The following is a 13,062-nucleotide window of genomic DNA, read 5'->3' as shown; positions in this document are numbered from 1 at the left end:
CATAACGCCAACTATAACCTATATCTAATGCTATTAATGCAATTAAACACTAGCAATGGCACGATAACGCTCAACACCAACGGCGTTTCCTGGACATTCACGCCTAACTCAAATTACAACGGCCCGGTTAGTTTGAACTATAACGTGATTGACGGTCATGGCGGCAGCGTTAGCGGCAGCAATTCGTTTAATTTAGCGGCTACCAACGATATACCGATATTAACCGGTACACTAGCTAACCTAGTCGCGGGCACTGAAGACACATCCTATAGCATTAAAGCCGCGGATTTATTACAAGGTTTTACCGATACTTCAGGCCATTCCTTAAGCGTTACCGGGTTGGCAGCAAACCATGGTTCTATTGCGGCGAATGCCGATGGCGTTTCCTGGACATTCACACCCAATGCAAATTACAACGGTTCAGTTGCTTTGAACTACAACGTGATTGATGGCCAGGGCGGCAGCACTACCGGCAGTAACGCGTTTAATTTAACGGCGGTCAACGATCTGCCGACAGGTGGAGTCACCATTAGCGGCACTGCCACGCAAGGCAAAATTTTAACCGCTTCCAACACCTTGGCTGATGTCGACGGCTTAGGAACAATCGGCTATCAATGGCAAGCCGGCGGCGTTAACATCAATGGCGCAACGGGCGGCACTTACACATTGACACAAGCAGACGTCGGCAAGGTCATCAGCGTTGTGGCAAGTTATCTTGATGGCGGCGGCACCAATGAAAAGGTTGCCAGCGGCCCCACTACAGCTGTAACAGCTGTAGTGACTAATGGAGATGGCTGTGAAGATGATCATGATGATGAAGACAACGATCATGACCACAATAATCATCAAAACCATTCCGGTCCTGATAGCGATGATTGTGACGATGAAGACAACGACCATAACCAAAACAATCATCAAAACCATTCCGGTACTGATAACAATGATTGTGATGACAACCACAGGAGTAATCAAAACTATTCCAATACCAATAAAGGCAACAACAGTCACTACGCCAATCTAAAACTTTCCGGCACAAATAAAGCGGATAACCTGAAAGGCGGCAATGGCGATGATATTTTATTTGGCGATAAAGGTAATGACGTTTTGACCGGCGGTAACGGCAAAGATGTTTTTGTATTTGCCAAGCAATCCGGCGTCGATCACATTACTGACTTTTCAGTGGCTAATGACAAGATTTTGCTGGTCGGCAATTATAAGTGGGGCAATGTTGCACAAAGTTATGCTAACGGCGTCGACACGATTAAAGTGGGATCCAGCAGCGATGCAATTACAATCACTCTGACAGGCGTTACAGGAAAGCTGAATCAAGACAGTTTCAGCTTTACAAAAGATATGCCTGATTATTTTAGTTAACTGCAATTCACCCAGCAGTTTTTAGCAACATCCAAAACCAACCTTCGCTCGGAACATTAGAATGAAGGTTGGTTTTTTTGTGCCTACAAAAACAGTATCTTCTGATGTCGGCAACAGCTGCTTAATTGTACGTTTTAACTGAGTAAAATTACCGCCAACCTGGCGAAAACTTCAGAATCAAAGACAGCGATGAATCCAGAGCAAATCAAAAGAGATCCTAACGGTGCGCTTCAGATAGCCAATGAGTTCTACAAGTCGGGTAGCTTGAATGAAGCATTTGATTTATTCAGAAGTATTTTGTCGCTCTATTCTAAAAACACATCCATCATAAACATTCTTGGCGAAATAGAACTCAGGCGCGGGAATTTGCAAGAGTGCGTAAAGTTTTTAAGCGCCTCGATTAGCTTGGATCCTAAACAACCCTCAGCCTATTCCAATCTGGGAGTTGCTTTAAATAAACTCAAGCGCTTTGATGAAGCTCTTGCCAGTTATGACCAAGCCATTGCATTAAAGCCGGACTTTGCCGATGTCTATTCCAATCGCGGCGGTACGTTAAAGGAACTCAAGCGCTTTGATGAAGCCCTGGCCAGTTATCAGCAAGCCATCGCACTAAAGCCAAACTATGCCGAGGCGTATTCCAATTGCGGTATTGTCTTAAAGGAACTCAAACGCTTTGATGACGCCCTGGCCGATTATGACCAAGCTATCGCGTTAAAGCCGGATTATGCCGCGGCCTATTACAATCGCGGCATTGTTTTAAAGGAACTCAAATGCTTTGATGAAGCCTTGTCCAGCTATCAGCAAGCGATTGCGTTAAATCCGAACTATGTTGCTGCCTATTCCAATCTCGGTAACCTGTTAAACGAACTTAAGCGTTTTGATGAAGCCCTGTCCAGCTATGAACGGGCCATCGCACTAAAGCCGGATTTTGCTGAAGCGCATTACAATCAGGGTATTATTTTACAGCAACTCGGGCGATTTGATGAAGCCCTGGCCGATTATGAACAAGCCATCACGCTAAAGCCGGACTATGCTGAGGCGTACTGGAACAAGTCGTTATTGAAGCTTCTTTTAGGCGACTATGAACAAGGCTGGCGGTTTTACGAATGGCGATGGAATCTGGAGTCATTTACCCGAACTAAAAGAAATTTCCAGCAATCTTTATGGCTGGGTGGAGAATCAATCGAGGGGAAAACGATACTGCTCCATTCCGAGCAAGGCTTAGGCGATACCATACAGTTTTGCCGTTATACTGCTATGGTAGCCGCTCTCAAGGCAAAGGTCGTCATTGAAGTGCCCAAACCCTTGATCTCTTTGATTTCAGGGTTAAAAGGGCATTTCACCATTGTTGAGGACGGCGGCTCACTACCGGATTTTGATATTTACTGTCCATTGATGAGCTTACCGCTCGCGTTTAAAACAACGATTACAACGATTCCATCGGCAGTGCCTTATCTGTACGCAAAGGATGAACTTGTGGAATCGGTCGCTGCCGGTTTGGATAATTTATCAGGCTATAAGATTGGGCTTTGTTGGCAAGGCTCTAAAACCCATAAAGCCGACGCCGACCGATCTCCCGGTTTGGAGCCATTCAAAAAACTCTTTGAAGTGTCAGGCGCGCATTTTTTTACCTTGCAGACCGGAAGCCGGGCTGAATTTACCAGGGCTGCAGGGGCAAGCGCTGTCGATCTGGGCCACGAAATCGACGAATTTACTTTACCCTTCGAAGAAACCGCCGCATTGATCATGCAGCTTGATTTGGTCATTACCAGCGACACGTCGATTGCTCATTTGGCAGGGGCTCTGGGGAAAACGGTATGGATTGTTTTGCCCTTCATGGCCGAGTGGCGTTGGCTGACCGATCGCGAGGATAGCCCCTGGTATCCGAATGCCCGATTGTTCCGGCAGCGTCAAAGAGGTGATTGGGCTGAATTGTTCGACCGGATTACGACTTGTTTAAAGAGTGTGATCGCAGGCGAATCATTGGCGCTATGGTCATTAAGTCAAGCCACGCAGCCTATTTCCGCCAACTCATCAAATATCCAGGTGCCTGTTTCTATAGGTGAGTTGTTTGACAAAATTACCATACTGGAAATCAAGGCTCAGCGAATTACGGACCCAAAGAAGCTGGCGAACATTGAAAAAGAGCTTGCTGTCATTGGCGCGTTGGCTGAAGCGTCGGTCGAGCTTGACGCCGATGGGCTCAAATGTCTCGATGAGCTGAGAGAAGTCAACAGCCGCCTTTGGGACATCGAAGACGCCATTCGCGAATGTGAAAGCCGTCAGCACTTCGGCGAGCATTTTATCGAACTCGCCAGGTCGGTCTATAAGCACAATGACAGACGCGCGTTACTGAAAAGAAAACTCAATGAACTGACCGGCTCGGAGCTTATTGAGGAAAAATCGTATGCCGATTATGAAGCAACGCCCGAATCCGGTTAATAAACGGAAAGTTTATTTCTTAATCTCGCTCACAATAGCCTCGGTTTGCCAGCCGCCGCCTAGTGCTTTGTAAAGGGCAACCAGATCGCTGGAAAGCTGGGATTCGCTGGTGATCAGCAAGCTTTGAGTTTGATAAAGCGCGGTTTGGCTTTCCAGTACATCGAGAAACGCGGTCAAGCCTTTTCGATAGCGCTCGTCGGCTAATTGAACGGCCAGCTGGTTTGCTTCAACGGCTTTTGCCAGCGCTTTATGCCGCTCCTGCTCTTTGCTGTATGCGATCAGAGCATCCTCCACTTCCTTAAACGCAGATAACACCGTGGATTGATAAGTCAGGAAGACTTGCTCGAATTGCGCTTTTTTACTTTTGATATTGGCGTTCAGTTTGCCCCAATTGAAAATCGGCATCGATAACGAGGACGCGGCCGACCATGATTTTCCGAGCGGGGTGAAGTCGGTGATGGTTGTGTTTTGCAAGCCGATGAACGCAGCCAGGTTGACTTTCGGGTACAGCTCGGCGGTCGCAATGCCAACGGATGCATTAGCAACAGCCAGTTGCCGTTCGGCGCGGCGGATATCCGGCCTGCGTTGTAATAGTTCGGAGGGGAGGTTGGTTATCACATTCGCGGCAACAGCCGGGATAAGGCCTTGTTGATCGAGCCGAATAGCCAGCGCGCCGGGCTCTTTGCCGAGCAATACGCTGAGAGCGTGTATCGATTGTTTGACTAAGGCTTCATAGTTCGGCAATTGCGCCTCGGTCGTGGCAGACAGGGCTTGCGCTTGCGTCACTTCCAGCATGCTAGCAAGTCCGGTTTGTTGCCGGATTTGAGTCAGCCCCAGCGTATCCAGTTGCGTATGCAAGTTGTCACGGGTTATTGCGGCTAGCCGTTGATTGGCACGCAGCTCGATGTAGTTGCGGGCGACGTCGCCCAACAGGGTAATCAGAACGTCCCGGCTGTTTTCCACTTCGACATCAATGGTTGCATCGGCGGCTTCAACCGCGCGTCTGACGCCGCCGAAAAAATCCAGTTCCCATTGGGCGTCAAAGCCCATCTGGAAAATATTGATCAGTTGATTGCCGATACCAAAACCGCCGCCTGCGGAAGATGTACCGCCGGTTTGGGAAGACGGCGTGGATGTGTTGTTGAAACGCCTGCTGATATTGCTCCTGGCGTCCAAGCTGGGCAAGCCTGCTGCAATGGTTGCGGAGCGCAAGGCACGGGCGTCTTTAACCCGTTCCAGCGCAAGTTTTAAATCCAGATTGGATGCAATAGCGTCGCCGATCAGTGTATCGAGTACCGGATCATTAAAGGTTTTCCACCATTTATCCGGTTGAAAACCTGGCGCAGCGGTTGTTTCAGCCCATTGTTGGGGAATCGGCATTTTTGGAGGTTCATAGTCGGGACCGACCGCAAAGCAGCCCGATAAAAGCAAGGTGACAGCAAGCGCAAGCGGACGGCGGATCATAACGGTGAACCGCCGTTGCCGGGATAATCCTTGGCCTCAATGAAAACGTCCATCTGCTGGCCGACATAGACCGGCAGCTGGCTTCGGTCGAAACTGTACAGCGCTTGCAATACGCGGGTATCAACCTGCTCGGTGCTGTCGCCGGTCAGCGATTTTTTCGGTATGACGTAGGGCTCGACATAAGCCGGAACCAGGTCGGTTTTGAAGTTCCGGTTGCCGCGAAGGTAGGCGACGGCCTTACTGTTTTTATCGAACCGCCAGGCATCGTTTTCGTCGATGTCCACCCGCACATGCAGCTGGTCCATATTGCCCAGCACCAGCAACGGCGTGGCTAAGGCTCCGGCCTGGGCGAACTCGCCGGGCCGGATATTGACTTGCAACACCTCGCCGCCGACCGAAGCCTGCACGGTAAGACGGGCCAGTGTGGTTTGCGTCGTTATCAATGCAGCTTCGGCTTGCTGAACCAGGGCCTTGGCGCTGTCCAGTTTAGTGGTGTTAATCAGCAGGGCATTGCGGCGTCTAAGCAGTTCCTCAGAGCTGATCGCACGGCGGTCGCTTATCGACTCGGCCAAATCGCTCAGCGATTTTGTATCTTTGACTGATGCTGAGGCTTCGTTAACGCCCGCCTTGGCTTTGGCAAGGTCGGCAAGTTTAACTGCCAGCTCGGCGCGGGTCTCGCGGTCGTCCAGGTAAAACAGCGGTGCGCCAGCTTTGACTTTGTCGCCGACGTTGACCGCCACGCTCTTGACGATGCCGGATAACGGCGTGCCGATCGCGATATTCCGGCTTTTGGCCTCGACAATGCCGGCTCCGGCAATAAAGGATTTAAACGGCGCGGAAGCGGGCGGCGCAACGGCCGGAGCGACCGGAATCGGCTTATTGCTGTTGACGACGGTATAAGCCGCAAAAAGGAAGCCGGCCGCCGCCAGTATCGGTAATGTATATTTGACTTGCATATTAGCTCTTGGATGTAATTTTACGGTTTGACCATTCGACAAGCTCGCAGTTCACCACGAAAACACGAAGTTTATGTTTCTGCTTCGTGGTCTTCGTGTCTTCGTAGTGGGCTTAATATTTGGGATGTCCCTTTTACCTGAACTATATGACCGTCATCCATTTCGGCGATACGGTCGGCAAAATCGAAAATCCGGGCGTCATGAGTAACGATAACCAACGCCCGGTCGTTATGTAACGCCACTTCCTTCAGCAAAGTCATCACATTGCGGCCGGTTTCATGATCCAGCGAGCTGGTCGGTTCGTCGCAGACAATCAGTCTCGGGCTGTGAATCAATGCACGGGCAATCGCGACGCGTTGCTGCTGTCCGCCGGAAAGTTCCGAAGATAAAGCTCTCACGCGCGCGCCCAAGCCGACTTGTTCCAGCATGGCAACGGCTTTGCGTTCGGCATCGTTACGTTTCATGCCGTTGATGACAAGCGGCACCGACACGTTTTCAGCCGCGGTGAGCGACGGCAGCAGATTAAAGGCTTGAAAAACAAAACCGATGTTGCGCGCCCTGAAGTCCAGCCTGTTCCGGCCGCTCATGTTCAGCAAATCTTCGCCGAACACTTCGCAAGAGCCGCTGTCCTGGTCGAGAATACCGGCAATCACCGAAATCAACGTGGTCTTGCCGCAGCCTGACGGCCCGACCAGCATCATCAGCTCACCCAGCGCAATGTCCAGGTTGACGCCGTTAAGCGCGGTGACTTTTTGTCCGCCGGTATCGTAAATTTTGACCACATTCCGGCAGCGTACCGCCAATGATGAAGAATTCATGCTTTAGCCTTTAAACACAATAGCCGGTTCCAGACGGATGACTTTAAGTATGCTGATCATCGCTGCGAAAATACAGATCAGGCTAACCCCGCCGCCGCTAAACAATAGCAATTCCCAGGGAAACTTGAATGCCAGTATCGTGTTACGCATCGAATAGCCGAACAATGCGGTCAAACCCACGCCTAAACCATAACCGATCGTACCCACGACAACCGCTTGTAACAAAATCATGCGCAGCAAGACCCAGTTGCTGGTGCCCATCGCTTTCAGTACGCCGAATTGGCGCAGGTTTTCCAGCGTGCTGTTGTAGAAAGTCTGTCCGGCAATCGCTGCGCCGACGATGAACCCCAACATGACCGAAATGCCGAAATTAATCGGGATGCCGGTGTTGTGCATAAAATATTCGTAAGTCAGGGACATGAATTCTTCGCGCGTGTAAGCCGCCAAGCCGGTAGCGGAGCGGATGCGATGGGTTAATTCGGCAAGGTCCTGCCCCGGTTTGGCTTTGACCAGAACGAAGGACAACAGCTTGCGTTCTTTGGGCGCATAATTTTTGGCGCGGGAATAAGTGGTGTAGACCACCGGTTGGGACTGAAAGGTACGGGTGACTCTGGCGATGCCGACTACGATTGCGCGGTGGTCGTTTAGCTCCAGACTGTCGCCGACTTTAAGCGGGATGGGCTCGCCGCCGGGCGTCGGCGAAGGCTTGCCCAATTTGTCCCGGGCGCCGTCTATATCGACGATAACGCCGTCGCTGCGGCGCAGGTCTTCAACCGTTCCTTCCAGCATGACCGGCGGGCCGCCGATCAAGGTGGCGTCATCCAAACCGACGACATTGCAGGTTTGAAAAGTGCCGTCCATCAGCCGCGCTTTTAACAGTCCCTTGTACATCGGCATCGCCCACTCCACCCCGGAAATGCCGCGCACCCGGTACAGTTCGGTATCCTGCAAGGGCTTGATGTCATCGACGAACTGCACTTTCGAGTCCATGACCCATATATCGGGCAAACCGACATCCGATATAAAACTGTAAGAACGCGCCATCAGCCCCAAAAAAATCGCCGGTTGCTGGGTCATGATCAGCGAGGCAAAGGTCAGGCCCATGACAATGCCCAAATATTTGCCTCGGTCTCCCATTAGCATTTTTAAGGCAATGTAATTCATGGCTATGAACGTTGGTTAAATTAAATGGTAAAGCATATTATCATTTGTAGCTAAATTTAAAAGGTACAATTTCAGTCAACGTCAATTGACACAGCAAAGGCCTGTCCATAGAATACAAACCATGAACCCAATCACTTTATCCCTGAAAATTAGCACACGATGGCTGCGAAAGATTATTAGCTTTCACCGCGGTGCTGTTTTTTTGGTTCATTAATCCCATTTTACCAAAGCAACTGCGGGTCTTGACCCCGTTGCTTTTGTAGTCTTTCCGGCAAGATTCGCAGTTTTTCCATCATCAAGGAGAAGTTTGTGCATCAACCCGAATCCGTTATACCTCAAAACAATCGACAGGCTATTTTCGGTTACTTGTTCGTTTTACTCGGCGCCTTTGGTTTTTCCGCCAAGGCGGTACTGGTCAAACTGGCTTTCAGTTACAGCCCGCAATTGGATGTGATCACCTTGATGGTGTTGCGCATGGCGATTTCATTACCATTTTTTCTGGCGGTTGCGTTATGGTCGGCCAACGGTTCGGCAAAAACAAACGATGCCCAACATTTAAACAGGCTGGACTGGCTGATGATTTTCGGCCTGGGCCTATTAGGTTATTACATCGCCAGCTTCCTTGATTTTGCAGGGCTGCAATATATCTCGGCAGGCCTTGAACGCTTGATCTTATTTCTCTATCCGACCTTTGTCGTTTTATTTACTGCGGCGGGTCAACGCCGGGCCATTAACCGGTATCAGGCGCTTGCATTGGCGTTAAGCTATGCGGGCATGATGCTGGTGTTTGCCGACAACCGGGGAGCAATGGCATCATCGGGACTGTTGTTAGGATCGGCATTGGTTTTGGCTAGTGCTGTCGCGTTCGCTTTTTTCTTGATGGGCAGCGGCATGATGGTCAAGCGGATAGGGTCGACACGATTTACCGCCTACTCAATGACAGTAGCCTGTTTGGCGACTGGCCTGCATTTCGTGATTCAGCATGGCGTTGAACTGTTGAGTTTACCGGCCAACGTTTATTGGCTGGCGCTGATCATGGCGGTATTCTCCACCGTGCTCCCGGCATTTTTTATGAATGCCGGTATCAGGCGCATAGGTGCCGGTTCGGCATCTATTATCAGTTCCATAGGACCGATAGGTACTTTAGCATTGGCATTTTTGTTGTTAGGCGAGACATTGACGTCGTCGCAACTGGCCGGAACGGTTTTGGTGTTGGTCGGGGTTTATGTGATCAGTCGGGCTAAGGTTTAAAGATATATAGGATATTCCGAGATACGAGAGGTCTGTTCTGAGCATGTTGAAAGCGCATCTTGTTGTTAACAGTGGGCAAAAATTTGCCCACCCAATTAGCTTATTTTGTCTGAAGTTTCTCTAATAATTGGAGCGTCAAAGCATCTCGCTCTCCATTAAAATACTTGTCAAGGACACGGGCAAACACGGAGCATGGAGCTGACACATAGGCAAACAGTGTCATGGAAGATTTAAGCTTTAAATTATCAGGATAGCCAAAGATTTCTGGAATTGATCGTCCTTCAACGGCAAAAACCGCTTCGGCGCATTCCAACAGTCTTTTTCCAAGAACAGGATGATTCAGGTATTGTCGAGCTTCTTCCAGGCTCTTAATGGCATAGTGTTTTGATGTTGTACTGCGGGCTAAGCCATCAATTTGCGGGAATATGTACCACATCCAGTGAGTGCGTTTCCGGCCGTTTTTTAACTCTGCGAGGACATTAGCATAGATGCTTTCTTGCGCAGTCGTGAAACGGCTTAAGTCGACGGTGTCGCTTGCGTTTATCATGCTTGGCTCCTTGTTGATCTGCCCAACAGGTTGTGAGTGGCTGTGGGATGGTGATTTAATTATGGTGTTTTCCGAATCAGTATCTCCCAGCCAAACGGCGCATGATAAGGACGCTCCTCCTTCTTGATAGTCGCCAACCAGTACACTGCCTTTCGATAAAATTCTGAAAGCCTACTATTTAAAGTATCAATATTATCAAAACCTATTTTGTTTAATTCCTTATGGAGAGAGCTTCTTTTTCCACCATGTACTATCTTTGATCTTATTGTGTAAGCTCCCTTCATTAATAGCTGTGCCTCTGTAAAATCAATAGACTTATCTACAGCCAACAACACCGCAGCACCATTGAGAGAGAATCTATACGATACCTCACCTTTAATAGGTTCGCTGTTTTTTACAGTTAGCAACAACGACTCCCAAGCTATTACAAAATCAACAATGCGTTCTTCTGGTACAAGTTCATCTTGTCCGATTAAGAAACGCGAAAAGGAACGCTCCAAAACACTATCTTTAGGAATAATGGTTTTAATAATTGAAAACGCATCCCTTAGACCATAAACATCGGCATTACCTAAAATAATACTGTTAAATGGATCAATGTACTTCAGTTCTATTGGACGGGTTTCTCCTCCGTCGAATAGCGGAGTATGAAGCGATATTGGATAAACTTCATAAGTGCTGGGATGATATAGCTTGATTGCTTTAACGACATTCTCAAGTATTAAATGTAGCTCAGTTTTTGCCTTACTAGCCACGTTGAAATATGACGATACGCCATGTGGAACGATTTTATATGAACCTTTTATGCTTATTTCCGTATTGAAATTTGAGTAATCTACTATTATAGGAATATCGCATGCATCGCTAAGCAAAGGTTGACGTTCATTAATGGCATCTTCATCAAGGCGAACTAGCAGGATATTTTGCTCAAGTTCAATTGAATCAGTCTCAAGCTTTACACCATGTAACCGTCCAGTAATCATGAAGTCGTGAGATTCACTGGAAGAGAGTATTACAAGTTCATTTAACTTTTTAAGCAATTGTTCTGGGTCGAAGTGTTGTTCTGATGGCAGAAATGCGCCTTTTATAAGCTTCATTACTAACTGCTCTGGCTGTGTATTTCTGCCTGCGATTGAAATCACAGTTCGCACGCTATCAAGTTTCTCAAGGTATTCTCGTAACCTAATTAGGACTTTCGCAACCCTAGTCGTATAGGTTATGTTAACAGGTATGATTACGAAATACCGTTACGTAGAATACTTGATTTGCACGCCGATCAACTACACTTGTTTCAACCTGGCCGAGCATTTGGACGATGTCAGCCACGATGTGGTGAGCAACTTTCTGAAACAGAGTCGGATAACAGCGCGGCAGGTGTGGGAGCTGGTCAAGGGGCTGATCAACAATACCGAGGACTCGTTCTTGATCATTGACGACAGCGTACAAGATAAGCGCTATTCCAAGTCGATTGAGTTGGTCAAGACACAGTACAGCGGTGCGGTGGGCGGCTTGGTGCGAGGCATCGGCGTCGTCAACCTGGTTCACAGTGACGGCCAGGAACATTATCCGGTGGATTACCGGATTTATCACAACGCGGCCGACGGCAAGACCAAGACTGACCATTTCAAGGACATGCTCGTCAACGCCATTGCCGACAAAGGACTCAAGGCGAAAACGGTGTTGTTCGACAGTTGGTATGCCTCTTGGGAAAACCTGAAGCTGGTTCACACGCTCAAGCGAACCTTTTACACGACTCTAAAAAGCAACCGCATGGTCAGCCTCAGTAAGGAAGAAGGTTATGTACATCTTGATGCGATCGAGTGGACGCCCGAACGGCTCCAAGCCGGCGTCGTCGTCAAACTGAAAAAAGTACCGTTCAAGGTCAAATTGTTCAAGCTGGTCGCCCCAGACGGCGACATTGACTGGCTCATTACCAATGAACTCGATGACAACCTGACCACGCAGGTCGCTCAAGATGCGAACGACGTGCGCTGGCAGGTCGAAGAATTTCACCGCGAACTCAAACAGTTGACCGGCTCCGAGAAATGCCAATGCCGCAAGGCCCGCTCTCAACGCAATCACATCGCCTGCTGTTACCACGTGTGGATTTCCTTAAAAGTCAAAGCCAACACCTTGAAGAAGTCTCTCTATCAAGTCCGGGCCGACTTATTTTCCGATTATTTGCGAGCTGAACTGCGTGACCCTAGAATTAAGGCTTATTCAGGAGGATAGCGAAAGTCCTACTAATATAGGCTACGTGGTTTTTGAGTGAAAAAGCTGTAAAGCTAACAGGTATATCAACTAAATCAATAAACGTAAGAGTCGTTTTGTCATTGCACAGAATCCATTTCTGGTCAGTATATTTCTTTTGACGAGAGAATTGAATGTTTGCAGCACTACAAATATCGATTGCAATTGCTTCCAGTCCTGTATACCTCATAAGGTTGAACAAGAAATCATCGTGTCAACTTAAGAGTGTCTGTTATACAAAGCCAACACTGTTTTGACGTAGTTGCGCGTTTCGGGGTAGGGGGGAATGGAGTTGTTGTATTTCATCACAGCACCTTCACCGGCGTTATAGGCGGCAACGACCAGATCCAGGTTTGAATCGAACATCCTGAGTAAATCTTTCAAATAATGAGTGCCGCCGTCAATATTCTGAATGGGGTTGTTCCTGTCAACAACGCCATAACGTCTTGCGGTATCGGGCATTAGCTGCATTAAGCCGACGGCGCCGGCGGAGGATATTGCGGTTGCATTGTAAGCGGATTCAGCCTGAATAACGGCATGAACCAGCCTAACATCAACCTGATGCCGGTTGGCCGCCTCGGAAATAAGATCGGTGAACTTCTTTTTGTTGGTGCCCATATAGGGCAGGGCAGCGGAATAATTTAATGCACGGGTACGTATGATACGTTTGTACAGGTTGTTTTTAGGCTTATCGGTATAGTAAATGCGGCCGTCATTATCCGTAAATTTGTAAATATCGGCCAGCACCTCGTTTGAGATGAGTAAAGTAGTTAAGATAACGGCAATTCTCATCATA

11 protein-coding genes are annotated in these 13,062 nt (G+C 48.6%); 4 read left to right on the top strand and 7 right to left on the bottom strand.

All coding sequences use genetic code 11. From position 1 onward, the window contains the following. Both V7051_RS06600 and V7051_RS06595 read left to right on the top strand, forming a co-directional pair. Positions 1–1,374, top strand: a 1,374-nt coding sequence (locus tag V7051_RS06600; protein ID WP_333874143.1) for a cadherin-like domain-containing protein, incomplete at its 5' end; no start/stop codon positions are given. A gap of 189 nt (positions 1,375–1,563) precedes the next feature. Beyond that, positions 1,564–3,816: a DUF6165 family protein gene (locus V7051_RS06595; RefSeq protein ID WP_333874142.1), complete on the top strand. Its 2,253-nt coding sequence runs from the start codon at positions 1,564–1,566 to the stop codon at positions 3,814–3,816. Between the two features lie 12 nt (positions 3,817–3,828). On the opposite strand, the gene V7051_RS06590 is transcribed toward V7051_RS06595, so the two are convergent. The 4 genes from V7051_RS06590 to V7051_RS06575 all read right to left on the bottom strand — a co-directional run bounded on the left by V7051_RS06590 (position 3,829) and on the right by V7051_RS06575 (position 8,218). Further along, positions 3,829–5,280, bottom strand: coding sequence for an efflux transporter outer membrane subunit (locus tag V7051_RS06590; protein WP_333874141.1), 1,452 nt, complete (start codon positions 5,278–5,280; stop codon positions 3,829–3,831). Continuing rightward, positions 5,277–6,236, bottom strand: coding sequence for an efflux RND transporter periplasmic adaptor subunit (locus tag V7051_RS06585; protein ID WP_333874140.1), 960 nt, complete (start codon positions 6,234–6,236; stop codon positions 5,277–5,279). Before V7051_RS06585 ends, V7051_RS06590 begins: the two co-directional genes overlap by 4 nt. 71 nt (positions 6,237–6,307) lie before the next feature. Beyond that, positions 6,308–7,054: an ABC transporter ATP-binding protein gene (locus V7051_RS06580; protein WP_333874139.1), complete on the bottom strand. Its 747-nt coding sequence runs from the start codon at positions 7,052–7,054 to the stop codon at positions 6,308–6,310. Between the two features lie 3 nt (positions 7,055–7,057). Further along, positions 7,058–8,218, bottom strand: a complete 1,161-nt coding sequence (locus V7051_RS06575; protein WP_333874138.1) for an ABC transporter permease — start codon at positions 8,216–8,218, stop codon at positions 7,058–7,060. Positions 8,219–8,527: 309 nt separating this feature from the next. On the opposite strand from V7051_RS06575, the gene V7051_RS06570 reads away from it, so the two are divergent. Next, the gene (locus V7051_RS06570) at positions 8,528–9,469 is read left to right on the top strand and encodes a DMT family transporter (protein ID WP_333874137.1); all 942 of its coding nucleotides are present in this window, start codon (positions 8,528–8,530) and stop codon (positions 9,467–9,469) included. Between the two features lie 100 nt (positions 9,470–9,569). Here the strand turns inward: V7051_RS06570 and V7051_RS06565 are convergent, their stop codons facing one another. Further along, entirely contained in the window at positions 9,570–10,016 is a 447-nt protein-coding gene (locus tag V7051_RS06565; RefSeq protein WP_333874136.1) for a DUF1810 domain-containing protein, read from the bottom strand. A gap of 59 nt (positions 10,017–10,075) precedes the next feature. Continuing rightward, positions 10,076–11,113: a hypothetical protein gene (locus V7051_RS06560; protein ID WP_333874135.1), complete on the bottom strand. Its 1,038-nt coding sequence runs from the start codon at positions 11,111–11,113 to the stop codon at positions 10,076–10,078. 133 nt (positions 11,114–11,246) lie between these two features. On the opposite strand from V7051_RS06560, the gene V7051_RS06555 reads away from it, so the two are divergent. Continuing rightward, a complete protein-coding gene (locus V7051_RS06555; protein WP_333874134.1) occupies positions 11,247–12,248 on the top strand; it encodes an IS701 family transposase in 1,002 nt (333 codons plus the stop codon). A gap of 237 nt (positions 12,249–12,485) precedes the next feature. On the opposite strand, the gene V7051_RS06550 is transcribed toward V7051_RS06555, so the two are convergent. After that, positions 12,486–13,061 carry a transglycosylase SLT domain-containing protein gene (locus tag V7051_RS06550; RefSeq protein ID WP_333874133.1) on the bottom strand — a complete coding sequence of 192 codons (576 nt, stop codon included), beginning with the start codon at positions 13,059–13,061 and terminating at the stop codon, positions 12,486–12,488. Position 13,062: the final 1 nt, after the last annotated feature.

The organism is Methylobacter sp. (genome assembly GCF_036845245.1).
GTDB lineage: Bacteria > Pseudomonadota > Gammaproteobacteria > Methylococcales > Methylomonadaceae > Methylobacter_A.
Note: the sequence above shows the minus strand (reverse complement) of the source record. Positions and strands in the feature narration are given on the sequence as shown.

What these genes read in the sequence shown, in the direction of transcription:
- V7051_RS06595 (WP_333874142.1), top strand. Translation starts at nt 1,564, where the DNA reads ATGAATCCAGAGCAAATCAAAAGAGATCCTAACGGTGCGCTTCAGATA.
- V7051_RS06585 (WP_333874140.1), bottom strand. Translation starts at nt 6,236, where the DNA reads ATGCAAGTCAAATATACATTACCGATACTGGCGGCGGCCGGCTTCCTT.
- V7051_RS06555 (WP_333874134.1), top strand. Translation starts at nt 11,247, where the DNA reads ATGATTACGAAATACCGTTACGTAGAATACTTGATTTGCACGCCGATC.
- V7051_RS06560 (WP_333874135.1), bottom strand. Translation starts at nt 11,113, where the DNA reads ATGAAGCTTATAAAAGGCGCATTTCTGCCATCAGAACAACACTTCGAC.
- V7051_RS06550 (WP_333874133.1), bottom strand. Translation starts at nt 13,061, where the DNA reads ATGATGAGAATTGCCGTTATCTTAACTACTTTACTCATCTCAAACGAG.
- V7051_RS06590 (WP_333874141.1), bottom strand. Translation starts at nt 5,280, where the DNA reads ATGATCCGCCGTCCGCTTGCGCTTGCTGTCACCTTGCTTTTATCGGGC.
- V7051_RS06580 (WP_333874139.1), bottom strand. Translation starts at nt 7,054, where the DNA reads ATGAATTCTTCATCATTGGCGGTACGCTGCCGGAATGTGGTCAAAATT.
- V7051_RS06575 (WP_333874138.1), bottom strand. Translation starts at nt 8,218, where the DNA reads ATGAATTACATTGCCTTAAAAATGCTAATGGGAGACCGAGGCAAATAT.
- V7051_RS06565 (WP_333874136.1), bottom strand. Translation starts at nt 10,016, where the DNA reads ATGATAAACGCAAGCGACACCGTCGACTTAAGCCGTTTCACGACTGCG.